This window comes from Burkholderia sp. Bp9140 (assembly GCF_003853425.1).
In the GTDB taxonomy this organism is placed as follows: domain Bacteria; phylum Pseudomonadota; class Gammaproteobacteria; order Burkholderiales; family Burkholderiaceae; genus Burkholderia.
On sequence record NZ_QTPQ01000043.1, the window covers coordinates 13,209 to 38,446 of the forward strand.

Below are 25,238 nucleotides of genomic sequence, written 5' to 3' on the forward strand. Positions count from 1 at the left end.
TGTCCATGAGAGTTCGCGTCCTGTCCGACCTGCATCTCGAATGCAACCAGCCCGACACGATCGCGCATGCCGACGCGGATCTCGTCGTGCTGGCCGGCGACATCCACAACCATGCGGAAGGCCTGCGCTGGGCCGCCGAGACGTTCGATCCGGGCGTGCCGGTCGTCTACGTGCCGGGCAACCACGAGTACTACGACGGGGAATTCGGCGCGCTCGAGACCGCGATGCGCGACGCCGCGCATGCGCTCGACAACGTGCATTACCTGAACAACGGCGTGTACGTCGATCCGGCGCAGCGCTTTCGCGTGCTGGGCACGACGCTGTGGACCGATTTCTCGCTGTTCGGCTCGGACGATGCGAGCGTCGCGCGCGCGATCGAGGCCGGCGTGCGCGTGATGCTCGATTTCAAGGGATTGATCCAGGTGACGTGGCCGCACGATGCGGCACTGCATGCGGCCCAGGCACCGGAACGGGATTTCACGCCGGCCGACGCGATCGCGCTGCACCGGCAAAGCCGCGCGTGGCTGGAAGCGCGGCTCGCGACGCCGTTCGCGGGCCGCACGATCGTCGTCACCCATCATGCGCCGCATCTGCGCTCGCTGGCGGAGCGTTACGCGGAAGACCTGGCGTCGGCGGGATTCGTCACGGACATGGCGGAACTCGTGCGGCCGCCCGTGGACCTGTGGATCCACGGCCACACGCATACTTCATTCGACTACGTGACCGACAGCGGCACGCACGTGGTGTGCAATCCGCGCGGCTATATCCACCGGCGCACCGGCGAACTGGAAAATCCCGCGTTCGCGTGGGACAAAGTGGTCGAGTTCGGCTGAACGCCGGGCCAACAGGCCATCGGGCCGCACGATGCGGCCCTCCCCGATCCGGAACGCTGCCCGATCAGCGATCGGCGCGGCGCGATCCGTTCGACGACGTGCGCACCCGCACCGGCACCGGCTTCATCCGTGCCTTCATCGCGCGCAGCAGATCGCGCGTCGCCGCGGCGGCCGCCGCCGCGCCAAGCAGAATTCCAAGGCCGATCATCAGTTGCGTATCCATTGCGACTCCGGGTGTAGGCAGTTCCAAATCTCAATGATTCAAACAGTATCAAACTGTCCGCGGTCCGATAGTAAAAAAGTGTTGCGTGAACGACAAATCTCGTCAGATTGGGCTCGACCGCGCTGTCATGTCGCAGCCGTGAACTGCGCGAGCGCGGCTTCGTCGGCTTCCAGCGTGGCCGGCAACTCGTCGCGCAGGAAATCGACCCAGGTGCGAATTTTCGCGTCGAGGTACTGGCGCGACGGATACAGCGCGTAGATGTTCATCACGTGCGACCGGTATTCGGGCATCACGCGCACGATGTGTCCGCTGCGCAGCCCGCCGATCGCCGAATAGAGCGGCAACCCGCCGATCCCCATCCCTTCCCGCACGGCCACCGCGAGCGCCTCGGCGACGTTCACGCGAAACGGCGGCGCCGTGATCGCAATCACCTCGTCGCCGCGCGGGCCCGACAGCGACCACTCGTCGAAGTGAAAGCCCGGCGCGACCATCCCGAGACAGACGTGCTGCGCGAGATCCGCCGGCGTCTGCGGCGCGCCGTGCGCGTCGACATAGCCGGGCGACGCGCACACGACGCTATAGCTCTCGCCGAGCCGCTGCGACACGAGCCCCGAATCGGGCAGGTCGCGGCCGACGACGATCGCGACGTCGTACCCCTCGTCGAGCAGGTCGGGCATGCGCTGCGCGAGCGTCAGTTCGACGTGCACGTCCGGATAACGCTGCCGATAGCGCGCGATGGCCGGCACCAGGTAGTGCTGCCCGAGGCTCGTAAAGCAATGGACCTTCAGCTTGCCCGACGGGCGCGCATGCGCGTCGCCCGCTTCGGCTTCGGCCTGGTCGACGTACGCGAGGATCTGCTCGCAGCGCTGCAGGTAGCGCTCGCCGGCTTCGGTCAGCGCGATCCGACGCGTCGTCCGGTTCAGGAGGCGCGTGCGCAGGTGCGCCTCGAGATCCGACACGGCGCGCGACGCATAGGCGGTGGTCGAATTCATCTGCTGGGCGGCCGCGGTAAAGCTCCCCGCGTCGACCACGCGGACGAATACCCGCATGTTTTGTAACGTATCCATCCCATTACCCGTTTGAATCCGGAGGGATTGTTGCACAGGATCGAACAAATATTATCTCAGGATTCGTAAAAATGACTTGCACCGTTGTTCGTTTATTCAGGAATCGCTGAAAAATATAATCGCATCCGGCTCATCTATATCCGAAAGGGAGAAAATCGTGCGGTCTCCGGCAACAAAAGGGACGCTGGCACTGGCGGTTCTTGCAGTCTCATTAATAATGGCCGGATGCGCGAGCATGGGCGACAACAAGCCGCAGTCCGCCCGCATCGAAGCGAACGCGCTCGACGCCGGCGCTGCGATTCGGGCGGCCGACCGCGACGCAGGCTGGCCGGCGTCCGACTGGTGGCGCGCGTACCGCGACCCGCAGCTCGACGCATGGATCGCCGCCGCGCAGGCCGGCAACCCGACCCTCGCGGCCGCCGAGGCCCGCGTGCGTGAAGCGCAGGCGATGGCGCGCGTGGCCCGTTCGGCCGAACTGCCGCAGATCAACGGCAACCTGTCGCTGATGCGCGAGCATTGGCCCGACAACGTGTTCTACGGCCCGGGCCCGCTCGCGAACGCCGACACCTGGAACAACACCGGCACGCTCGGCCTGTCGTACCACCTCGACCTGTGGGGCAAGGACAAGAACGCGACCGAGCGCGCGCTCGACACCGCGCATGCGACCGCGGCCGACGCCCGGGCGGCGAAGCTCGAGCTCGAGGTCAACGTCGTGCGCGCGTATGTCGGCATGTCGATGAACTACGCGCTGCTCGACCTCGCGCATGAAACGTTCGAACGCCAGCGCTCGCTGGCCGATCTCGCGCGCAAGCGCCTGCAGGCCGGGCTCGGCACGCAGCTCGAAGTCAGCCAGGCCGAATCGACGCTGCCCGACTACGAGCGCCAGATCGACAGCTATGAAGAAGCGATCCAGCTCGCACGCCATCAGCTCGCCGCGCTCGCGGGCAAGGGCCCGGGCGCCGGCGACGCGATCAAGCGGCCGAGCCTGTCGCTCGACGCGCCGGCCGGCCTGCCGTCCGCGCTGCCGGCCGACCTGCTCGGCCGCCGCCCGGACGTCGTCGCGGCCCGCTGGACGGTCGACGCGCAGGCCCGCGGCATCGATGTCGCGAAAGCCGCGTTCTACCCGAACATCGACCTGCTCGCGACGGTCGGCGGCTTCGGCGTGACCGCGCCGTTCACCGACTTCCTGCGCGCGATGAACGGCGGCTGGACGGCGGGCCCCGCGCTGTCGCTGCCGATCTTCGAAGGCGGCCGCCTGCGCGCGCAGCTCGGTGCGGCCAACGCCGGCTACGACCAGGCAGTCGAGCGCTACAACCAGACGGTCGTCGGCGCGCTCAAGGACATCGCCGACCAGGTCGTGCGGATCCGCTCGCTCGCTACCCAGAAGAAGGACGCCGCACGCTCGGTGGCCGCCAACGACCGCAGCTACCAGCTGTCGCGCGAAGGCTTCCGCCGCGGGCTGACCGACTACGTGAACGTGCTGGTCGCGCAACAGCAGTTGCTGCGCGCGCAGGAGACGGCGGCCCGCATCGACGCGGAACGCCTCGCCGCGCACGCGCAGCTGATGGCCGCGCTCGGCGGCGGTGTCGAGACGGGGACGGACGTGCCGCACGACGCATCCGCCGCGGGTGCCGCCGCCTCGGGTGCGAAGCCCGTCGCGGCCGCCGCCCGGCCCGCGCAGGTCACGACGGCCGCTGCGTCCGGCACGGCCGCCGCGCCGGCCGCACGGTAACGCGGAGCGACCGCCATGTCAGCCTCCTCCCCCGCTTCCACGCACGCCGGCGGCCCGCTCGCGGCCTGGTACGCCGCATTCGGCGACTGGGCCCGCAGCGACGGCGCCGCGTGGCTCTATCTGTTCAAGGCACTGCTCGCCGCGTTCATCGCGACCGGCGTGTCGATGCGGCTCGACCTGCCGGCGCCGAAGACGGCGATGACCACGGTGTTCATCGTGATGCAGCCGCAAAGCGGCGCCGTGCTCGCGAAGAGCTTCTACCGGGTCGCCGGCACGATCTTCGGGCTGATCGCGACGCTCACGTTCGTCGGGCTGTTCCCGCAGCAGCCGCAGCTGTTCCTGCTGGCGGTCGCGCTGTGGATCGCACTGTGCACGGCCGGCGCCGCGCGCAACCGCAACTTCCGCAGCTACGGCTTCCTGCTCGCCGGCTATACGACCGCGTTGATCGGCCTGCCCGCGTCGCAGCATCCGGACGGCGCGTTCATGAGCGCCATGACGCGCGTGTCCGAGGTCATCATCGGGATCGTGTCGGCCGGCGTCGTCAGCGCGCTCGTGTTTCCGCAGTACACGGGCGAGCAGATGCGCACGACGGTACGCAAGCGCTTCGGCAGCTTCGTCGACTACGTCGCGGCTGCACTGTCGGGCAAGCTCGACCGCACGCACATCGAAACGATCCATACGCGCTTCGTCGCCGACGTGGTCGGTTTCGAAGCCGCGCGCAGCATGGCCGTGTTCGAGGATCCGGACACGCGGATGCGCAGCGGCCGCCTCGCGCGGCTGAACAGCGAGTTCATGAGCGTGTCGAGCCGCTTCCATGCGCTGCACCAGCTGATGAACCGGCTGCGCGCGGCCGGCGCACAGGCCGCGATCGATGCGATCGAGCCGTACTTCCGCGAGATCGCGCCGCTCCTGACCCGCCATGGCGAACCCGTGCGCACGTCGGCCGACGCGGCACTCGCCGCCGAACAGCTGCTTGCATGGCGCGACGCGCTGCCGCGCCGCATCCGCGCCACGCGCGCGGCGCTCGAAACGCAGCCCGATTTTCCGCTGCTCGACTTCGACACGGCCGCCGAGCTGCTGTACCGCTTCATCACCGACCTGCACGAATACGCGGCGACCTACGCGTCGCTGTCGACCGCGACGCACGAGCGCGAACGCTGGATCGAACGCTACGAGCCGCGCACCAACGTGACGGCGATGGTGATCGCGGCGATTCGCACCGCGACCGTGATCCTCGTGCTCGGCTGGTTCTGGATCGCGACCGCGTGGCCGAGCGGCGTGACGATGACGCTGACGGCGGCGGCCACCTGCGCGCTCGCGTCGTCGACGCCGCGCCCGACCGCGATGTCCGCGCAGATGGGCATGGGTACCGCGCTGGCCGTCTGCACGGGTTTCCTGCTGATGTTCGGGATCTACCCGCACATCGACGGCTTCCCGCTGCTGTGCGTGGCCCTCGCGCCGCTGCTCTCGATCGGCATCTACATGACGTTGAAGCCGAAGCTCGCGGGCTACGGGATGGGCTACCTGATCTTCTTCTGTTTCCTCGCCGGCCCGGACAGCGTCACGCACTACGACCCGACGAGCTTCATGAACGATGCGCTCGCGCTGGTGCTGTCGATGCTGGTCTCGGCGATCGCGTTCGCGGTGCTGTTCCCGCCGACCGCGCCGTGGCTGAAGAAGCGGCTGTTCGCCGACCTGCGCCACCAGGTGGTCGCGGCATGCCACGCACGGCTGGCCGGATTGCGCACGCGCTTCGAGAGCGGCGCGCGCGACCTGATGTACCAGGCGCACACGCTGTCGGCCGACCAGCCCGACGTGCAGCGCGACGCGCTGCGCTGGATGTTCGCCGTGCTGGAAACGGGCAACGCGGCGCTCGACCTGCGCGCCGAGCTGGCGACGCTGCCGTCCGACCCGCGCCATGCGCCGACGACGCCGTGGCGACGCGCGATCGAGACGATGCGCACCGCGCTGTCCGCGCTGTTCAGCAAGCCGAGCGCGGCGCGCTTCGACGCGACGCTCGCCGCGGTCAACACCGCGATCGACGCGACCCGGCAGACGCTCGACGCGTTCACGCCGTCGCGCGAGGAGCGCCACCGGCTGCAGCGCATCCTGAGCCATCTGCATTTCGTCCGCACGGCGCTGCTCGATCCGGAATCGCCGCTCGAGCCGCTCAACCGCAACCGCCCCGTGCCTCCCCAACAAGGAGCCTCGTCATGATGCCGCGTGAAATCGCCATTCTCGATGCCTACATGCCCACGGTGGTCCTGATGTTCGTCCTGGGCGCGCTGGCGACCTGGGCCGTCGACCGCCTGCTCGCCCATACGGGCCTCTACCGTCTCGTCTGGCACCCGTCGCTGTTCCGCGCGTGCCTTCTCGTCTGCATTTGCGGCGGACTGAGTCTTGCCGTCTATCGTTGATTCCGAACCACCATGATGCTCAGAAAACTCTTCGGCTTCGTCGCGACCGCCGTCATCCTTCTCGTCGCGATCCTGATCGGGCGCTCGCTGTGGGTGCACTACATGGACGATCCCTGGACCCGCGACGGGCGCGTGCGCGCCGAGATCGTCAACGTCGCGCCGGACGTGTCGGGTGCGATCGTCGAGCTCCCCGTGCATGACAACCAGCTCGTGAAAAAGGGCGACCTGATCATGCAGATCGACCCGTCGCACTACCAGATCGCGGTCGAGCAGGCACAGGCCGCCGTCGCCGCCCGCCGCGCGGAGCTGCAGATGCGCCGCGACGACGCGGCCCGGCGCGCCGACCTCGACGCGCTCGTGGTGTCAAAGGAAAACCGCGAGAACGCGGCGCACAGCGCGTCGAGCGCCGATGCGCAGTACCAGCAGGCGATCGCCGCGCTCGACGCCGCGAAGCTCAATCTCGAACGCACGCGCGTGGTCGCGCCGGTCGACGGCTACATCACGAACCTGCAGACGTTCAAGGGCAACTACGCGGTGGCCGGCCAGGCGAAGCTCGCGATCGTCGACAGCCATTCGTTCTGGGTCTACGGCTACTTCGAGGAAACCAAGCTGCCGCGCGTGAAGATCGGCGCGCCGGCCGAGATGCGGCTGATGAGCGGCGGCGTGATGAAGGGCCACGTCGAGAGCATCTCGCGCGGCATCTACGATCGCGACAATCCGCAAAGCCGCGACCTCGTCGCGGACGTGAACCCGACCTTCAACTGGGTGCGCCTCGCGCAGCGCGTGCCGGTGCGCATCAAGATCGACGAAGTGCCGGCCGACGTGGTGCTGTCGGCGGGCACGACCTGCACGGTCATCATCGACCCGGACAAGCAGAAGAAGTCATAAGCGCCGAACGGCCGGGCGCTCACGCCGCGATGCGAAAACGCCCGACCAGCGCCTTGAGCGCCTGCGCCTGCTCGTCGAGCGCGTTCGCCGCGGCGGCCGCCTGTTCGACGAGCGCCGCGTTCTGCTGGGTGCCCGCATCCATCTGCGTGACCGCGCGGCCGATCTCTTCGATCCCCGTGCTCTGCTCGTCGGAGGCCGCCGAAATCTCGCCGATGATGTCGGTCACGCGCTTCACCGCCCGCACCACGTCGTCCATCGTGCGGCCCGCATCGTGCGCGAGCGTCGCGCCGTTCGCGACGCGCTCCACCGACGCGCCGATCAGCTCGCGAATCTCCTTCGCCGCGGTCGCCGAGCGCTGCGCGAGCAGCCGCACCTCGCCCGCCACCACCGAAAAGCCGCGCCCCTGCTCGCCCGCGCGCGCCGCCTCGACCGCCGCGTTCAACGCGAGAATGTTGGTCTGGAACGCGATTCCCTCGATCGTGCCGATGATGTCGCGAATGTTCTTCGCGCTGTCGTCGATCTGGCTCATCGTCGCGACCACGCGCCCGACGACTTCGCCGCCCGCCTCCGCGACGGCCGATGCATTGGCCGCGAGCGCGCTCGCCTGCCGCGCGTTTTCGGCGTTCTGCCGCACGGTCGACGTGAGCTGCTCCATGCTGGCCGCGGTGCGCTCGAGCGCGACGGCCTGCTGCTCGGTACGCCGCGACAGGTCGAGGTTGCCGGTCGAGATCTCGCCGGACGCAGCCGCGATCGCCTCGGCGCTGACGGCGATCTCGCCGACGGTCGCCGCGAGCCCGGTCTGCATGTCGGACAGCGCGCGCACCATGCTGTCGCGATCGTGCCGGACGAGCGGAATCGGCCGTGTCAGGTCGCCGCGCGCGATGTCGGCGGCAATCGCCTTCGCCTCCGCGGGCTCGCCGCCGAGCTGCAACGCGAGGCGGCGCACGACCCGTTCGGCGATCACGATCGCCAGCACGATCAGCGCGGCCGTCATCGCCGCGATCATCGCGAACGACGACGAGAAGATCGTTGCGGACGCATCGAGCGTCGTCTTCGACTTCGCGCCGCGCGTCTTCACGAGCATGGCGACGAGCTTCTCGAGCTTGCCGGTCTCGACCAGCAGCGACACGTCCTGCGTGCCGACCTGCCAGTTCATCTGCGACAGGTCGAGCGGCTGCGCCCGCACGAGCGCGACGAAATCGCGCAGATGGCCGCTCCACGTGCCGACCGCCATCGAGAACGCGCGCAGTCGCGCGGAATCGTCCGCATCGGCCGGATCCGCGTAACGCTGCAGCGTCGCGAGCGCCTGGCCGATCGACGCGAGCCCCGCGCCGACCTCGCCGCCCAGGTCGTCGCGCTCCTTCGCGGTGGTCGCGGTCAGCAGCATCTTCTGCGCACGGCTCGCGCGCAGCACCTCGGCGCGCACTTCCTCCGCCGCCCGGCTCGCGACATGCCCCTGCTCGTAGACCGACGCGATCGACGCGTTCAGCCGGCTGATCTGCCACAGCGAAAACACGCCGATCGCGAGCGTGCCGGCCAGCAGGATCGCGAACGCGGCGCGCAGCGTCGCCTTCACGGTCCACGGCCGGCGTTCGCGCCGGGTTGCGCGCGGACGTCGTGCGGCGGGCCCGGCGGCTGCGCCGGATGCGGTCATGGCCGCACCCGGCTGCGGATGCACTGTTGCTGCTTTCATCGATATATCCCCGTATTGATCACGCCGCCGGAAAGGTCGGTTCCGGCGGCCGGCATTCCCACGATGGCCCGTCATGCCGCGCGTCCTGCCCCGCCCGGCTCGTGACCGGTGCCGGGTGCGGCGCGCCTGTGTTGTCGTTGCGTCGTTCTACGGCCGCCAGCGGCATTCCTTGAGTCCGGACTTACACCGATCCGGCCCCGCGCGACCCGGTCGACAGGCGGACGCGTCGCAGCGTTATACCCGGCCAAAAAAGGGCGCTATGGCCGAATCGTCACATCATTGTCCGAATCGCGATAAAACTTGGCCTGACATTCTCGATACGCCACATTAGACTTCTTTGACGCAACAACGATTCGAACGCGCCGATCCCCATCAGAGCGCGTCCCGCCACCTCAACTCGCTCAGCTCGCATGGAAACCAGCCTCGATACGGGCGCCGGCACAGCCGCCGCATCCCAGCCGTCCGCTCCACCCGCCCCGCGCACCGTCTACCCGGTGCTCGGCGCGATCAGCTTCTCGCACCTGCTCAACGACATGATCCAGTCGTTGATCCTCGCGATCTATCCGATGCTCAAGAGCCAGTTCGCGCTGTCGTTCGCGCAGATCGGCCTGATCACGCTGACCTACCAGATCACCGCGTCGCTGCTGCAGCCGCTCGTCGGCCTGTATACGGACAAGCGGCCGAAGCCGTATTCGCTGCCGGTCGGGATGGGCTTCACGCTCGCGGGGCTGCTGCTGATGTCGGCCGCGCAGAACTTCCCGACGCTGCTGGCGGCGGCGGCGCTGGTCGGCTGCGGCTCGTCGGTGTTCCATCCGGAATCGTCGCGCGTCGCGCGGATGGCGTCGGGCGGCCAGCACGGGCTCGCGCAGTCGCTGTTCCAGGTCGGCGGCAACGCCGGCTCGGCACTCGGGCCGCTGCTCGCCGCGCTGGTGATCATCCCGCACGGGCAGCACAGCATCGCGTGGTTCTCGGCGGCCGCGCTCGTCGCGATGGTCGTGCTCACGCAGATCGGCCACTGGTACAAGAAGCATCCGTCGACGAAGAAAAAAGCGGCGGCGGCCGGCCATCCGACCCTGTCGCAGGGCCGCGTGCTCGCCGCGATCGGCGTGCTGGTGCTGCTGGTGTTCTCGAAGTACTTCTACCTCGCGAGCATCAACAGCTATTTCACGTTCTACCTGATCGACAGGTTCCACCTGTCGGTGCAGGCCGCGCAGATCCACCTGTTCGTGTTCCTCGCGGCCGTGGCGGCCGGCACGCTGATCGGCGGACCGGTCGGCGACCGGATCGGCCGCAAGTACGTGATCTGGGTGTCGATCCTCGGCGTCGCGCCGTTCACGCTGCTGCTGCCGTATGCGAACCTGTTCTGGACGAGCGTGCTCTCCGTGATCATCGGCGTCGTGCTGGCGTCGGCGTTCGCCGCGATCCTCGTCTATGCGACGGAGCTGATGCCCGGCAAGGTCGGCATGGTCGCGGGCCTGTTCTTCGGCTTCGCGTTCGGCCTGGGTGGCGTCGGCGCCGCCGTGCTCGGCCAGCTCGCGGACGCGACGAGCATCACGTTCGTCTACAAGGTGTGCTCGTTCCTGCCGCTGATCGGCGTGCTGACGGTGTTCCTGCCGAACCTCGAAAGCAGCCGGCGCAAGAAGGCGTGACGAGACGGCCGCGGCAGGCGTGCCGCGGCCGGTCGACCGGCTTGAAGGGAAGGGACGACGGCGGCTTCAGGCCGCCGTCGTCGCATGCAGCGTCAGGAAACGCTTGAGGATGCCGGACGAATAGCTGCTCGCGATCGCCGACAGGAAGTGCGAGAACGACTGCGTCGCGTGATCGTCGGCCGTATCGGAAATCGTGCGCACGAGCGCGAACGGCACGTCGTGTTCGGCGCACACCTGCGCGATCGCCGCGCCTTCCATCTCGACCGCGAGCGCGTCGGGCAGCGCATCGCGCAACGCGACGACCTCGTGCTCGCTCGACACGAAGCGATCGCCGCTGACGATCAGCCCGCCGTGCAGCGCCGCACCGGCCAGCCCGAAGCGCTCGGCGAAGTGCGCGCCCTCCTCGGCGACGAACAGCGTGCACGCGGCCTTCAGGCGGGCGGTCAGTTCCGCGTCGGTCGCGAACCGCGTGATGCCGAGCAGCGGCACCTCGTAGCGCGGAAACAGCGGCGACGCATCGAGATCGTGCTGCAGCAGCGTATCGGCGACGACAACGTCGCCGACGCGCACCGTGCGCGACACGCCGCCGGCGACCCCGGTAAACACGACGCCGGACACGCCGAACACGTGGATCAGCGCGCTGACCGTCGCGGCGGCCGCGACCTTGCCGACCCGCGCAAGCGTGACGACGCAGGCCGCGCCGTGCACGGTGCCGAGGTGGTAGTCGCGGCGGCCGAACGTGACCGTCTTCATCGCGCCCTCGGCACGCATCGCGGCGATCAGGTCGCCGAGTTCCTCCGGCAGCGCGGCCAGAATGCCCAGCGGGCGCGTCGAAACCGTTTCAACCATGTCGATGCTCATCATTCCACCGCCTGCAGTTTCGCGACCGCCAGCGCGAGCCATTTCTCGCCGTGCCGCTTGAATTTCACCTGCGCCTTCGCGTCGGCGCCGTTGCCTTCGAGCGCGGTGACCGTGCCTTCGCCGAACTTGGTGTGGAACACCTGCTGGCCGACCCGGAAGCCGGTGTCGGCCGCGCGCTGCTGGTTCGCGAATGCCGGCAGCGGCGCGGAGACCGCCGCGTCGACGAACTGCTCGCGGCTGCCGCCGCCCGGCCGCGAGAACCAGTCGCGCCCCCAGCCGGCGTTGTCCGAGCGGCCGCCCCAGCGCGAGCCGGCCTCGACCTTCGGCGTCAGCCACTTCAGCACGTGCTCCGGCAATTCGTCGAAGAAGCGCGAGCGCACGTTGTAGCGCGTCTGGCCGTGCAGCATCCGGCTCTGCGCGAACGACAGGTAGAGCCGCTCCTTCGCGCGCGTGATCGCGACGTACATCAGCCGGCGCTCTTCCTCGAGGCCGTCCGATTCGAGCACGCTGTTCTCGTGCGGGAACAGCCCTTCCTCGAGGCCGGTGATGAACACGGCCGAGAATTCGAGGCCCTTCGCCGCATGCACCGTCATCAGCTGCACGGCGTCCTGGCCGGCCTGCGCCTGGTTGTCGCCCGCTTCCAGCGATGCATGCGACAGGAAGCCGGCGAGCGGCGTCATCGTGTCGGGGTTCTGCGCGGGGTCATCGAGCGGCGCCGGGTCGAGCACGTCGACCGCCGGATCGTCCGTCGCCGTGCCGAGCTCGGGTGCCGCGATCGCGCCCGCGCGCAACGGAATCGAGCGGGCCGGCGCGTCGAGCCCGTAGCCCTCCTCGCTGACGAACGCGGTGGCCGCGTTCACGAGTTCCTGCAAGTTCTCGAGGCGGTCCTGGCCTTCGCGCTCGCCCTGGTAGAAATCGGCGAGGCCGCTCGCCCGCACGACGTACTCGACCGTCTCCGGCAGGCTCATCTGCTGGGTCTCGGCACGCATCTTCGCGATCAGCGTCGCGAACGCGCCGAGGCTCGTGCCGGCCTTGCCGGTCACGTACGGAATCGCGGCGGCCATCGAGCAGTCGTACAGGCGCGCGGCGTCGGCCAGTTGCTCGATCGAGCGCGCGCCGATCCCGCGCGTCGGGAAGTTCACGACGCGCGCGAACGCGGTGTCGTCGTTCGGGTTGTCGATCAGGCGCAAGTACGCGAGCGCGTGCTTCACTTCCTGGCGCTCGAAGAAGCGCAGGCCGCCGTACACGCGATACGGGATGCCCGACGTCATCAGCGTGTGCTCGATCGCGCGCGACTGCGCGTTGCTGCGATACAGGACGGCGACCTCGCTGCGCGACATCCCGGTATTGATCAGCGAGCGGATCTCCTCGACGATCCAGCCGGCTTCCTGCGCATCGGTGCTCGCCTCGTACACGCGCACGGGCTCGCCGTGGCCGGCGTCGGTGCGCAGGTTCTTGCCGAGCCGGTGCGCGTTGTTCGAGATCAGCTGGTTCGCCGCGTCGAGGATGTTGCCGTGCGACCGGTAGTTCTGCTCGAGCTTGATCAGGTTGCGCACGCGGAATTCGTCCTCGAAGTCGCGCATGTTGCCGACGTTCGCGCCGCGGAACGCGTAGATCGACTGGTCGTCGTCGCCGACCGCGAAGATCGCGTTCTCGCCGCCCGCGAGCATCTTGAGCCACGCGTACTGCAGCTTGTTGGTGTCCTGGAACTCGTCGACGAGGATGTGCCGGAAGCGGGCCTGGTAGTGCGCGCGCAGCGGCGCGTTGTACGCGAGCAGCTCGTAGCAGCGCAGCAGCAGCTCGGGGAAGTCGACGACGCCCTCGCGCTGGCACTGCTGGTCGTACGCCTGGTACAGCTCGACGAACTTGCGGTTGAAGTTGTCGGACGCGTCGACCTTGTCGGGACGCAGCCCCTGCTCCTTCGCGTTGTTGATGAAGTACTGGACGTTCTTCGGCGGGTATTTCTCGTCGTCGACGTTCGCCGCCTTCATCAGCCGCTTGATCGCCGACAGCTGGTCGGCCGTGTCGAGGATCTGGAAGGTCTGCGGCAGGCCGGCGTCGCGCCAGTGCGTGCGCAGCATCCGGTTGCACAGCCCGTGGAACGTGCCGATCCACATCCCGCGCGTGTCGATCGGCATCATCGCCGACAGCCGCGCCATCATCTCGCGCGCGGCCTTGTTCGTGAAGGTGACGGCGAGCACGGTGGGCGGCGACGCATAGCCCTGCTGGATCAGCCATGCGATGCGCGTGATCAGCACGCGGGTCTTGCCGCTGCCCGCCCCCGCGAGGATCAGCGCCGGTTCATTCGGCAACGTGACGGCGGCGTATTGTTCAGGGTTCAGATTGGCGAGCAGATCGGGCATGGAGCGGCAGCGGACGGGCGAGAAAAATGCGGACCCGCCATTATAAGTCGGCCGCGCGATGCCGTTTCCGATCCGTTCGGCCAGGGGCCGCAAGTGCCTCGCGATCGTCCGAGGCGCGACCACGCTGGTCACGCAATGGCTGGCCAACGTGGCTCTGCCTATATCAGCGACTGACCACCCATATAGATGCATTTATAATTGTCGGATTCGGCATCCAATTCACGCATTTTTCGGCAAATTTCCAACCATGAGCGACAGCACGCTTGCGAAGAGTTTCGAGCCCCACACCATCGAGTCCCAATGGGGGCCGGAGTGGGAAAAACGCGGCTATGCCGCCCCGGCATTCGACCCGGCGCGCGCCGATTTCGCGATCCAGCTGCCGCCGCCGAACGTCACCGGCACGCTGCACATGGGCCACGCGTTCAACCAGACGATCATGGACGGCCTCGCGCGCTATCACCGGATGCTCGGCGAGAACACGCTGTGGGTGCCCGGCACCGACCACGCGGGGATCGCGACCCAGATCGTCGTCGAGCGCCAGCTCGATGCGCAGGGCGTGTCGCGCCATGACCTCGGCCGCGAGAAGTTCGTCGAGCGCGTGTGGGAGTGGAAGCAGCAGTCCGGCTCGACGATCACGGGCCAGGTGCGCCGTCTCGGCGCGTCGACCGACTGGTCGCGCGAATATTTCACGATGGACGACAAGATGTCGGCCGCCGTGCGCGACGTGTTCGTCACGCTCCATGAACAGGGCCTGATCTACCGCGGCAAGCGCCTCGTCAACTGGGATCCGGTGCTGCTCACCGCGGTGTCGGATCTCGAGGTCGTCAGCGAAGAGGAAAACGGCCACCTGTGGCACATCCGCTATCCGCTCGTCGACGGGTCGGGTTCGCTGACGGTCGCCACCACCCGTCCCGAGACGATGCTCGGCGACGTCGCGGTGATGGTTCACCCGGAGGACGAGCGCTACGCGCACCTGATCGGCAAGCTCGTCACGCTGCCGCTGACGGGCCGCGAGATCCCGGTGATCGCCGACGACTACGTCGACCGCGCGTTCGGCACGGGCGTCGTGAAGGTCACGCCCGCGCACGACTTCAACGACTACCAGGTCGGCCTGCGCCACAAGCTCGCGCCGATCGAGATCCTGACGCTCGACGCGAAGATCAACGACAACGGCCCCGAGCAGTATCGCGGCCTCGACCGCTTCGACGCGCGCAAGGCGATCGTGGCCGACCTCGATGCGGAAGGCTTCCTCGACTCCGTGAAGCCGCACAAGCTGATGGTGCCGCGCGGCGACCGCACGGGCGTCGTGATCGAGCCGCTCCTGACGGACCAGTGGTTCGTCGCGATGACGAAGCCGGCGCCGGAAGGCACGTTCCATCCGGGCAAATCGATCACCGAGGTATCGCTCGACGTCGTGCGCGACGGCCAGATCAAGTTCGTGCCGGAAAACTGGACGACCACCTACTACCAGTGGCTCGAGAACATCCAGGACTGGTGCATCTCGCGCCAGCTGTGGTGGGGTCACCAGATCCCCGCGTGGTACGGCGAGAACGGCGAGGTATTCGTCGCGCGCAGCGAGGAAGACGCGCGTGCGAAGGCCGCCGCGCAAGGCTACACGGGCGCGCTGAAACGCGACGAAGACGTGCTCGACACCTGGTTCTCGTCGGCGCTCGTGCCGTTCTCGTCGCTCGGCTGGCCGAACGAATCCCCTGAACTGCAGCACTTCCTGCCGTCGTCGGTGCTCGTCACGGGCTTCGACATCATCTTCTTCTGGGTCGCCCGGATGGTGATGATGACCACGCACTTCACCGGCAAGGTGCCGTTCCACACCGTATACATGCACGGCCTCGTGCGCGATGCCGAAGGCCAGAAGATGTCGAAGAGCAAGGGCAACACGCTCGACCCGATCGACATCGTCGACGGCATCGACCTCGAAACGCTGGTCGCGAAACGCACGACGGGCCTGATGAACCCGAAGCAGGCCGCGACGATCGAGAAGAAGACGCGCAAGGAATTCCCGGACGGCATTCCCGCGTTCGGCGCCGACGCGCTGCGCTTCACGATGGCGTCGATGGCGACGCTCGGCCGCAACGTGAACTTCGACCTCGCGCGCTGCGAAGGCTATCGCAACTTCTGCAACAAGCTGTGGAACGCGACGCGCTTCGTGCTGATGAACTGCGAAGGCCACGACTGCGGCACCGGCAAGCCGGAAGTATGCGGCGCGGGCGACTGCGGCCCCGGCGGCTACCTCGACTTCTCCGCGGCCGACCGCTGGATCGTATCGCTGCTGCAGCGCACCGAGGCCGACATCGCGAAGGGTTTCGCCGATTACCGCTTCGACAACATCGCGACCAGCATCTACAAGTTCGTGTGGGACGAGTACTGCGACTGGTATCTCGAACTCGCGAAGGTGCAGATCCAGAACGGCACGCCGGAACAGCAGCGCGCGACGCGCCGCACGCTGCTGCGCGTGCTCGAAACGGTGCTGCGCCTCGCACACCCGGTCATTCCGTTCATCACCGAGGCGCTCTGGCAGAAGGTCGCGCCGCTCGCCGGCCGTTATCCGCAAGGCAAGGCCGAAGGCGATGCATCGCTGATGACGCAGGCATATCCGGTCGCGAACCTGCAGAAGATCGACGAGGCATCCGAGCAATGGGCGGCCGACCTGAAGGCGATCGTCGACGCATGCCGCAACCTGCGCGGCGAGATGAACCTGTCGCCGGCGACCAAGGTGCCGCTGCTCGCGGCCGGCGACGCCGAGCGCCTGCGCTCGTTCGCGCCGTACGTGCAGGCCCTCGCCCGCCTGTCGGACGTGCAGATCCTCGCGGACGAAGCGACGCTCGACAAGGAAGCGCACGGCGCGCCGATCGCGATCGTGGGCCCGAACAAGCTGGTGCTGAAGGTGGAGATCGACGTCGCGGCCGAACGCGAGCGCCTGTCGAAGGAAATCGCGCGCCTGACGGGCGAGATCGCGAAGTGCAACGCGAAGCTCGGCAACGAGGCGTTCGTCGCGAAAGCGCCGCCGGCCGTGGTCGAACAGGAGCAGAAGCGCGTCGCCGAATTCCAGAGCACGCTGGAAAAACTGCGCGCCCAGCTCGATCGGTTGCCTGCGTAACAAACGGTAAGGTCGTTTGCGTTCACTATAATGGGGACGTGAACATAGGCTGTCTGACAAGTCGATTACAGGAATAAAGGTTCGATCATGTTGAAAGTCACCAAGGCGGTATTCCCCGTTGCCGGTCTCGGCACGCGGTTCCTGCCGGCAACGAAGGCGAGCCCGAAGGAAATGCTGCCGGTCGTCGACAAGCCGCTGATCCAGTACGCGGTCGAGGAAGCGATCGCCGCGGGCATCACCGAGATGATCTTCGTGACCGGGCGCAGCAAGCGCGCGATCGAGGATCACTTCGACAAGTCGTACGAGGTCGAGGCCGAACTCGAGGCGCGCGGCAAGGAAAAGCTGCTCGAACTCGTGCGCAGCATCAAGCCGAGCCATGTCGACTGCTTCTACGTGCGCCAGCCGGAAGCGCTCGGCCTCGGCCATGCGGTGCTGTGCGCGGAAAAGCTCGTGGCCGACAACCCGTTCGCGGTGATCCTCGCCGACGACCTGCTCGACGGCAACCCGCCCGTGATGAAGCAGATGGTCGACGTGTTCGACCACTATCACAGCTCGGTGATCGGCGTGGAAGAGATCCCGCCGTCGGAGACGAAGTCGTACGGGATCGTCGACGGCAAGGAGTGGGAAGAGTCGATCGTCAAGATGTCCGCGATCGTCGAGAAACCCGAGCCGGAAGTCGCGCCGTCGAACCTCGGCGTGGTCGGCCGCTACATCCTGAAGCCGCGGATCTTCGAGCACCTGCGCGCGCTGAAGCCGGGCGCCGGCGGCGAGCTGCAGCTCACCGACGCGATCCAGGCGCTGCTCGCCGACGAACAGGTGCTGGCCTACAAGTACCAGGGCACGCGCTACGACTGCGGCAGCAAGCTCGGCTACCTGAAGGCGACGGTCGAATTCGCACTGCGCCATCCGGAAGTCGGCGCCGAGTTCGACGCGTACCTGCGCGCGCGCGGCAACGCGTAACCGGCCGCCTGAACGCGGCACGGGAGCCGGCCTCGCCTGCGCGGCTGGCCTGCCCTCACCTCACGGCCGACGCGTCAGCGCGCAGCGGCCGGCTTCACCGAGACGACGCCCGGCATTGCGCCCGCGTCGTCTTTTTTCGTCTTCACGAGCCAGCCGTCGCCCTGCTCGAACGGCAGCTTCGCGAGCGCGCTCCTCACGAGCGTCGGCGCGGCCTGCTGCGTGCCGGGATCGCGATCGCGCAGCGACGCCGACACGCGATAGACGTCGGCGCCCGAGTTCGCGTCGACGAAACGCAGCGTCAGCACGTGACGATACACGGTGCCCGCGAACGGCAGCGCGAACGGCGCCGGCCCGTCGACGGTCACGCACGCGCTGCTCGCGGCGCCGCACTGGTCGGCCGTCGCCGCGACGGACGCCGGCTGCGTCGCATACGCGATCGACAGCCGGTAGCGCGCGGCCTTCCCGGGCTGCGCGTCGAAGCCGCGATGCGCGAGCTCGTCGCGCACGAGCGTCTCGATCCGCCGGTATTCGGCATCGTCGGCCTGAGCGGCCGTGCTGACGAAATCGTAGCCGTGCGCACCGGATGCGAACGCATCCGGCTGCCCGAGCGCGCTCACGCCGGTCGTGACGCCGGCGCAACCCGTCAACAGCGACGCCGCCAGCGCGGCCGCTGCCCATTCCTTTCTCATGACTTCCCCCAAATGCCTGCCGTCGTGCCCGGCCCTGTCAGGCGGACGGCTCGTCGATCGCGGGCAGCGACACCGTCACCGCGGTGCCGACACCCACTTCGCTGTCGACCGTCACGCTGCCGCCGTGGCGCGTGACGACCGTCTTCACGAATGCCATGCCGAGCCCGGACCCCGAGATTTCGGGCCGCTCGCCGGCATGGAACCGCTTGAAACGCTCGAACAGATGCCGCTGATCTTCCGGCGCGATGCCGTACCCCTGATCACGAATCGTACAGAACATCCGCTTCGATGCATGCTCGACCGTCAGCGTACACGCGATCACCGTGTCGGACGGACTGTATTTGACCGCATTGTTCAACAGGTTGACGAACGCACGCGTGATCAGCGAGCGGTCGGCGCGCATCCAGCCCATGCCGGTGCCGACGTCGGTATCGATGCGGATGCGCTTCGCCTGCGCCTGCGGCCAGACTTCGTCGCTCGCGTCGATCAGCACGTCGACGAGGCTCGTCGGTTCGAGCTGGTACGCCTGCGACTCCGCGCGCGCCAGTTGCACGAACTCGTCGGCAAGCGACAGCGCACGGTGCGCATACCGCTCGATCCGCGCAAGCAGGCCACGCATCGCGTCGGTTTCGACGCGTTCGCGCTCGATCTCGACGAGCGCGAGGATCGACGACTGCGGCGAGCGCATGTCATGCGACAGCAGGTGCAGCGCCTCCTCGCGATGCCGTTCGGCCGCGTGCAGCTCGGTCACGTCGACGAGGCCGGCGATCCAGCCCGTCACGCGGCCCTGCGCGTTCTTGCACGCAGCGTAGCGTAACAGATGGTCGAGCCCGTCGCGGTCGCGCACCTCGATGCCGCGCGCCATCGCGTCGTGTTCGGCCTCGAGCGTCGGGTCGAGCGCGGCCGGCCAGTGTTCGCGGATCGCGACGTCGTGTTCGGCGTTGCCGTCGACGGTCTTCATGAAGGTCAGCTCGCCGAGCGCGGCGCGCAGCGGCCGCCCTTCCGGCAGCGGCAGCGCGAGCCGCGACCCGTAGCGCTTCGCCGCATGGTTCGCGATCAGCACGGTCCCGGCCAGGTCGGTGACGAAGATCGGCTCCGGCATGCTGTCGAGGCTGTCCCACACGAAGCGCTTCATGTCCTGCACGCGCTGCGCGGCCTGCGCCATCAGCGCCATCTGCCGTTCGAGCACGTCGCCGCCGACGCTGCGCGTGCGCGGCGCCTCGGGCAGCAGGTGCGGCTCGTCGGCCAGCCGCTGCAGCTCGCGACGCAGGTACGACATCGTCATTTCGAGGCGCCGCCAGTTCCAGATCGGGTACACGGCGATCAACCCGAAGATCGCGGGCGCGGGCGACAGCCAAACGCGCGCCTCGAACAGCAGCGCCAGGCTCGCGACGACGGCCAGCGCGGCCAGGCTCAGCGTCAGCAGCAGCGCGCGCCACGGCGACAGCATCAGGAAACCGCCCAGCAGCACCGCGAGCGGCAGCAGCGACGCGGCGAAGAGCCCGGCGCGCGACACGGGCAGGATCGCGCTGCCGGTCGTCAGCATGTCGAGCACGTTCGCGTGGATGTAGACGCCGGCGAGCGGGCCGAAATCGCCCGACACCGGCGTCGCGAAGCGGTCGTAGAGGCCTGAAGCGGTCACGCCGACGACGACGATCTTGCCGCGCAGCGCGTCTGGCTTCACGCGCCCCTCGAGCACGTCGTCGAACGACAGCGTCGGATAGGCGGGCGTGTTGCGGCTGAACGGAATCAGGTAGCGGCCCTCGCCGGTCGCGTCGCGCGACAGGTCATGCGCATTCGCGCCGGGCGCACCGCCGGCCGGACGCAGCCGGCCGGCCTGGATCGCGCGGTAGACGGGCACCATCAGCTGCGGCCAGCGCACGCGCCCGTCGCTTTCGAGCAGGGCGACGCTGCGCACGATGCCGTCGGGATCGACTTCGAGATTGATGTGGCCGAGCCCCATCGCGCGTGCCGACAGCTCGGCCACCGGCGGATCGACGGTGCGCGTGCCGTCCGCCTGCTCGGGGCTCAGCAGGACGGGCAGGAAGGTCGGCACATGGGCCATTGCGTCCGCGAACGCGCGATCCTCGGGCGACTGCTCGGTAAACAGCACGTCGTAGACGACCGCGGCCGGCTGCGCACGCGCCAGCGCGTCGAGCAGCCGCGCATGCACGCTGCGCGGCCACGGCCAGCGGCCGAGTGCGGACACGCTCTGGTTGTCGATGTCGACGACGACGACGTCGGGCGACAGCGGCAGGCTGCGCAGCATCAGCAGGCGGTCGTAGATCAGCCCGTCGACGCTCGACGACAGCCGGCCAAGCGCGCACGCGAGGATCACCGCGATCCCGAGGCAGCCGATCGCGATCCACTCGATCAGGAAGCGGCGGCCGAGGCGCCGCCGCGGGGAAACGGAGTCGGTTTTCATGCGCCGCGGGTCAGCGCGACAACGTGAACGCGCTGACCGGACTCGTCTTCTGATAGAACTTGCCGCCCTCGAACTCCTCGACCGTCACCGCCCAGTAGTAGTCGCCGGGCGGCAGGTGCGAGACGGTGATCTTGCGCGCCTGCAGGCCGACCTGGTCGACGACCGGCGCGCTCAGGTCCTTCGAGCGCGACAGCACGAACCGGTAATGCGTGTCCTTGCCCGCGCCATTCGGCGACCAGCGGAACTCATAGCCGTTCGGGCCGGGCGACGCGGTCGCGTCGAGCCCCATCAGGCGCCGCTCGAACGCGTAAATGTGCGGCATGCCTTCGAGGCCGTTGTCGTCGATCGCGGCAATCCGGACGAAATACGTACCGTTCGGCACCTCGCGGAACACCGCGCGCGACGAGACCGTGCGCGTTTCGCTGAACAGCTCGAGCATGCCCGCATCGCGCGCGAGTTGCAGATGATAGGCGTGCGCGTGCTCGAGCGGCGCGATGTCGAACGTGAGGTCGGGCTCGTCCTGCACCTTGTCGGGATGCGTGAGCGCGGGCGCCGGCAGCAGTTGCACGGGTGCGCCGACCGCGCCCGACGACGTCGAGACGCTGCCGAAGTTCGCATGCACGAGCGTCGGGTCGACCGTCTGCTGCTTGCCCGCGACGCCGACGGTGCCGTCGAGCACTTCGACGCGCGTCGCCGCGTTGCCGGCCGCGTCGTAGTTCACGCGAAACCGCGTGCCGCGCACGCCGGCCACAACCGACGGCGAGCGGATCTGGAAGCGGTCGTCGCGTTTCTTCAGATGCGTGACATCGCTGTCGACCGAGCCGCGCGTGAGCTCGAACTCGCGATCGAGCGTGCCGGTCAGCACGGTGCGGCGCAGCGTCTTCAGGTCGAGCTGGCTGTCGGGCGGCAGGCTCATGTGCGTGCCGTCGGCGAGTTCGAGCGTCACGAAGCCGTTCGCGCCGGTGCGCACGCGGTCGCCCTCGCCGAGCGTCGCATCGTTCGCGAGCGGCGCGTAGGCGTCGCCGGACGCGCGCTCGGCCGTGCCCTGCACCGCGACGACGCGTGCGGTCAGCTTTTCCTTGCGCAGCCGCGCGACCGGCAGCTTCAGCGCGATGCCGGGCTGCAGGTGCCTCGGGGCGGGCACGCCGTTGATCTGCTGCAGCAGCTGCCAGTCGTCCGGGCCCTGCAGGTAGCGCGCGGCGACGTCGTACAGCGTGTCGCCGGCATGCGTGCGGTAGACGACCATCTTGCCCGCGGCAGCCGGCGGCTGCGCGGCGGCCTGCTGTGCCGCGAACGCAAACGCGACCGCGCACGCCGCGCGCAGTGCCGCCGTGTGCAAGCCCGCCGTGCGCTGCGTGATTCGCGTGGTCACTCCGGTTCCCCCTGGCCGACCCGCTCGAGCCGGTAGCCATAGCCGTAGATCGGCGCGAGGCGATAGCCGTTTTCAGGGCGCAGGCCGAGCTTCGTGCGCAGCATCGAGATGTGGGTGTCCATCGTGCGCGACGGAATGTCGGTCGCCTGCTTCCACACGAGATCGAGAATATGCGCGCGCGACAGCGGCCGGTCGAGGTGCTGGAACAGCAGCAGCGCGAGCTCGAACTCCTTCTGCGTGAGGCTCACGGCCTTGTCGCCGACATAGGCCTGCTTCAGGTTCACGTCGAAGCGGAACTGGTCGAACTCGCGAACGGTCGCCTCGGCGTTGACCGGATACGCGCGGCGCAGCAGCGAGCCGATGCGCGCGCGCAGGATCGGGCCCGACACGGGCTTGACCACGTAATCGTCGGCGCCGGCGTTGAGGATCTGCGTGATCCCCGCCTCGTCGTCGCGGCTCGTCATGAAGATGATCGGCAGGCTGTGCTCCGTCTGGTTCGCACGCACCCACTTGAGCACTTCCTCGCCGGACATGTCAGGCACGTTCCAGTCGAGCACGAGCAGATCGAACGTCTCGCGCTGCAGACGCTTCTTCAGAGCCTTGCCTTCCTTGAACGCATAGCACGTGTGGCCGGCGGCCGTCAGCGTTTGACTGACGAAATCCGTCTGGGCCGGATCGTCATCCAGTACAGCAATTCTCATAGCACCCCGCAAATCGAAATCGATTCGTCCAGTTCAGCTCCCCGCGCTCACCCCGCCGCGCCGCATACGCGCTCGGCTTTCGACACCGGCCGGCGAACCGCCGTTTGCCGAGCGCGCAACCTGCGCGATACGGCGCCCCGGCCAAATATCTCAAAAACGGGGCACGGACGAACCGGCGATTTCATCATAGTAGTATGAAATTCGCCAAGAAATTGCGCGGACTACGGTCCTTTATTCGAATAATCCTTCCCGTCGCGCGATCGCGCGCCTAGTCGGCGCCCGCCGTGCCGGCCACCGGCTCGGCAAAATCGCCGGTCGGCACGCGCAGCAGCCGCGCGGCCGGGGGCTGCCCCAGCACCCGCTCCAGCTGGCCGCGCACGCGTTCCCACGCCGGCGCCGCATAGTCCGGCTGGCTCGCCGCCCACGCCTGCGCGAGATCGAGCACGCGCTCGATCGTCGCACCGCAATACGTGAGGCCTGCGCCGTCGTCCCGCGCGGCGTCGCGCAGCCGTTCGTCGAGCGATTCGGCCAGCCACGGCATCTCGGCCGCCGCCGAATCGGCATACGCCTCCAGCGCGGCACGCGCGTGGCGATCCTGTTGCGGGTCGAGCTCGATCCGGCTCAACCCCGCCGCGCGGGCGGGCGCGATGCATTCCGCTGCGGACGGACTTCGAATGGTCCCTGGTCTGAAGGACATGTCCTCTCCCCGTTGTACGACGGCAGCGTCAGGCATGGCCCCCGAGCCCGCCTCGTATGACGTACCGTGGCCGGCGCATCCATCCGAGACGGACGACCGGCCGGGTCAGTATACGCAGCCGGCCGTGCGACGAGGTTTAAGAATTGTCAGAGGCGTTTTCTGTTTTGGAAAGTGCTGAGGAGGCGGCGCGGCCGGGCCGCAACGGGCGCTGCCCGTCCGGATGCCGCGAGAGGCGCGTGATGCGGGCCGTCAGCGGCGGCGCATCAGGAACACGAATGTCTTGTCCTGGGTCGTCACTTCGACGATCTCGTTGCCCGTCTGCTTCGCGAACGCGGCGAAATCGCGCTGCGAGCCCGGATCGGTCGCGAGCACCTTGAGGATCTGCCCGCTCTCCATATCGGCGAGCGCTTTCTTGGCGCGCAGGATCGGCAACGGGCAATTGAGCCCGCGCGCGTCCACTTCCTTGTGAATCTGCATCGGCTGTCGACCTTCGAATGACGCGCCACACGGGCGCGGGAGGAAGCGGCGATTTTACCGCAGCGCGGGCGGGCCTGCCCGCGCGGCCACGACCGGGCCGTGCGACGCGGCCCGCCCGCGCTCGCCGGTCAGGCGCCCGAGAAACCGCCTGCGAGCCGCTCGCGCAGGTGCCGCACGAGCGCGCGCACCGCGCTCGGCACGACCGGGCTGTACGGCCGGATCGCGAAGATGTGGTCGCCGAACGCGCCCGACGGCCGCCAGCCGTCGAGCAGCGCGACGAGCCGGCCGGCGTCGAGATCGCGCTGCGCGCTGAAATCCGGCAGCAGCGCGATGCCGAGCCCGCCGAGCGCGGCCTCGCGCATCGCCTCGCTGTTGTTCGCCGCGAAGCTGCCGCGCACCGGCACGCTCACGCGCTGGCGGCGCCGGCCGTCCGGCTCGAAGCTCCACGCGGCGGGCTCGTTGTCGCGCAGGTAGCACAGGCAGCTGTGGTCGACGAGTTCGCTCGGGTGGCGCGGCGCACCGCGCGCGTCGAGGTAGTCGCGGCTCGCGACCAGCAGCGAACGCGTGTCGCACAGCTTCCACGCGACGTGGGTCTGCGGCGCGGTCGTCGTATGGCGGATCGCGAGGTCGAAGCCCTCCTGCGTCAGCGAATGCAGCCGGTCGGACAGGTCGAGTTCGATATGCACGCCCGGATGCTGCCGCAGGAAATCGGGCAGGTGCGGGACGACCTGCTGGCGCCCGAGCGCGACGGGCACCGTCACGCGCAGCAGCCCGCGCGGTTCGCCGGCCAGATCCTTCACGCGCGCGAAGTGCTGGCCGATCGACTCGAACGCGTCGCGCGTGCTGTCGACCAGCGTCTGCCCCGCGTCGGTGAGCCGCACGCTGCGCGTCGTGCGCCGCACGAGCGGCACGCCGGCCGCCTTCTCGAGATCGGCGATGCGCTGGCTCATCGCGGCCTTGCTGATGCCGAGCCGCTGGGCCGCGGCCGTGAAACTGCCGGCCGCGGCCAGCACCGTCAGCGAATGGATATGCGGCCAGAGCGCCTGGACATTTTGCTGATTCATCCACTGATTATT

Annotated in this window: 20 protein-coding genes; 8 read left to right on the forward strand and 12 right to left on the reverse strand. The window is 68.4% G+C overall.

Translation table 11 applies throughout. The annotated features are described in order from the left end of the window. The first annotated feature begins 5 nt into the window (after nt 1–5). Nucleotides 6–833: a metallophosphoesterase gene (locus tag DIE21_RS29725; protein WP_124501023.1), complete on the forward strand. Its 828-nt coding sequence runs from the start codon at nt 6–8 to the stop codon at nt 831–833. 64 nt (nt 834–897) lie between these two features. Here DIE21_RS29725 and DIE21_RS37395 read toward each other — a convergent pair whose 3' ends face one another. Both DIE21_RS37395 and DIE21_RS29730 read right to left on the reverse strand, forming a co-directional pair. Further along, entirely contained in the window at nt 898–1,056 is a 159-nt protein-coding gene (locus DIE21_RS37395) for a hypothetical protein (RefSeq protein WP_185642868.1), read from the reverse strand. Nucleotides 1,057–1,181: 125 nt separating this feature from the next. After that, nucleotides 1,182–2,123, reverse strand: a complete 942-nt coding sequence (locus DIE21_RS29730) for a LysR family transcriptional regulator (protein WP_124501024.1) — start codon at nt 2,121–2,123, stop codon at nt 1,182–1,184. Nucleotides 2,124–2,280: 157 nt separating this feature from the next. Here DIE21_RS29730 and DIE21_RS29740 point away from each other — a divergent pair, with 157 nt between their 5' ends. The 4 genes from DIE21_RS29740 to DIE21_RS29755 are packed head-to-tail and all read left to right on the forward strand — an operon-like array spanning nt 2,281 to nt 7,160. Continuing rightward, nucleotides 2,281–3,855, forward strand: coding sequence for an efflux transporter outer membrane subunit (locus DIE21_RS29740; protein WP_124501025.1), 1,575 nt, complete (start codon nt 2,281–2,283; stop codon nt 3,853–3,855). A 15-nt stretch (nt 3,856–3,870) separates the two neighbouring features. Next, nucleotides 3,871–6,072, forward strand: a complete 2,202-nt coding sequence (locus DIE21_RS29745) for an FUSC family protein (protein WP_124501026.1) — start codon at nt 3,871–3,873, stop codon at nt 6,070–6,072. Then, a complete protein-coding gene (locus DIE21_RS29750; RefSeq protein WP_124501027.1) occupies nt 6,069–6,272 on the forward strand; it encodes a DUF1656 domain-containing protein in 204 nt (67 codons plus the stop codon). The genes DIE21_RS29745 and DIE21_RS29750 overlap by 4 nt, the downstream gene beginning before the upstream one ends. A 12-nt stretch (nt 6,273–6,284) precedes the next feature. Beyond that, on the forward strand, nt 6,285–7,160 hold the full coding sequence (locus DIE21_RS29755) for an HlyD family secretion protein (protein ID WP_124501028.1): 876 nt from the start codon (nt 6,285–6,287) through the stop codon (nt 7,158–7,160). 19 nt (nt 7,161–7,179) lie between these two features. Here DIE21_RS29755 and DIE21_RS29760 read toward each other — a convergent pair whose 3' ends face one another. Continuing rightward, a complete protein-coding gene (locus DIE21_RS29760) occupies nt 7,180–8,853 on the reverse strand; it encodes a methyl-accepting chemotaxis protein (protein WP_124501029.1) in 1,674 nt (557 codons plus the stop codon). A 410-nt stretch (nt 8,854–9,263) separates the two neighbouring features. On the opposite strand from DIE21_RS29760, the gene DIE21_RS29765 reads away from it, so the two are divergent. Beyond that, nucleotides 9,264–10,502, forward strand: a complete 1,239-nt coding sequence (locus DIE21_RS29765) for an MFS transporter (protein ID WP_124501030.1) — start codon at nt 9,264–9,266, stop codon at nt 10,500–10,502. 66 nt (nt 10,503–10,568) lie between these two features. Here the strand turns inward: DIE21_RS29765 and DIE21_RS29770 are convergent, their stop codons facing one another. Both DIE21_RS29770 and DIE21_RS29775 read right to left on the reverse strand, forming a co-directional pair. Continuing rightward, on the reverse strand, nt 10,569–11,366 hold the full coding sequence (locus DIE21_RS29770; protein WP_124501031.1) for a 5'-methylthioadenosine/adenosylhomocysteine nucleosidase: 798 nt from the start codon (nt 11,364–11,366) through the stop codon (nt 10,569–10,571). Further along, on the reverse strand, nt 11,363–13,726 hold the full coding sequence (locus tag DIE21_RS29775; protein ID WP_124501032.1) for a UvrD-helicase domain-containing protein: 2,364 nt from the start codon (nt 13,724–13,726) through the stop codon (nt 11,363–11,365). The genes DIE21_RS29770 and DIE21_RS29775 overlap by 4 nt, the downstream gene beginning before the upstream one ends. A gap of 247 nt (nt 13,727–13,973) precedes the next feature. On the opposite strand from DIE21_RS29775, the gene DIE21_RS29785 reads away from it, so the two are divergent. Both DIE21_RS29785 and galU read left to right on the forward strand, forming a co-directional pair. Further along, the gene (locus DIE21_RS29785) at nt 13,974–16,841 is read left to right on the forward strand and encodes a valine--tRNA ligase (protein WP_124501074.1); all 2,868 of its coding nucleotides are present in this window, start codon (nt 13,974–13,976) and stop codon (nt 16,839–16,841) included. Nucleotides 16,842–16,928: 87 nt separating this feature from the next. Beyond that, nucleotides 16,929–17,801 (forward strand): UTP--glucose-1-phosphate uridylyltransferase GalU, encoded by an 873-nt coding sequence (gene galU, locus DIE21_RS29790; RefSeq protein WP_124501033.1) that lies wholly within the window; start codon nt 16,929–16,931, stop codon nt 17,799–17,801. 74 nt (nt 17,802–17,875) lie between these two features. On the opposite strand, the gene DIE21_RS29795 is transcribed toward galU, so the two are convergent. The 7 genes from DIE21_RS29795 to DIE21_RS29825 form a co-directional block, all read right to left on the reverse strand. Beyond that, nucleotides 17,876–18,490 carry a DUF4136 domain-containing protein gene (locus tag DIE21_RS29795; RefSeq protein ID WP_124501034.1) on the reverse strand — a complete coding sequence of 205 codons (615 nt, stop codon included), beginning with the start codon at nt 18,488–18,490 and terminating at the stop codon, nt 17,876–17,878. Between the two features lie 37 nt (nt 18,491–18,527). Further along, nucleotides 18,528–20,915, reverse strand: a complete 2,388-nt coding sequence (locus tag DIE21_RS29800) for a CHASE2 domain-containing protein (RefSeq protein ID WP_124501035.1) — start codon at nt 20,913–20,915, stop codon at nt 18,528–18,530. Nucleotides 20,916–20,925: 10 nt separating this feature from the next. After that, nucleotides 20,926–22,287, reverse strand: a complete 1,362-nt coding sequence (locus DIE21_RS29805) for a FecR domain-containing protein (protein ID WP_124501036.1) — start codon at nt 22,285–22,287, stop codon at nt 20,926–20,928. After that, entirely contained in the window at nt 22,284–22,988 is a 705-nt protein-coding gene (locus tag DIE21_RS29810; RefSeq protein ID WP_006402120.1) for a response regulator transcription factor, read from the reverse strand. The genes DIE21_RS29805 and DIE21_RS29810 overlap by 4 nt, the downstream gene beginning before the upstream one ends. Before the next feature lie 268 nt (nt 22,989–23,256). After that, entirely contained in the window at nt 23,257–23,685 is a 429-nt protein-coding gene (locus tag DIE21_RS29815) for a peptidase (RefSeq protein WP_124501037.1), read from the reverse strand. Between the two features lie 249 nt (nt 23,686–23,934). Next, nucleotides 23,935–24,162 carry a sulfurtransferase TusA family protein gene (locus tag DIE21_RS29820; RefSeq protein WP_006753156.1) on the reverse strand — a complete coding sequence of 76 codons (228 nt, stop codon included), beginning with the start codon at nt 24,160–24,162 and terminating at the stop codon, nt 23,935–23,937. 128 nt (nt 24,163–24,290) lie between these two features. Continuing rightward, the gene (locus tag DIE21_RS29825; RefSeq protein ID WP_124501038.1) at nt 24,291–25,226 is read right to left on the reverse strand and encodes a LysR family transcriptional regulator; all 936 of its coding nucleotides are present in this window, start codon (nt 25,224–25,226) and stop codon (nt 24,291–24,293) included. Nucleotides 25,227–25,238: the final 12 nt, after the last annotated feature.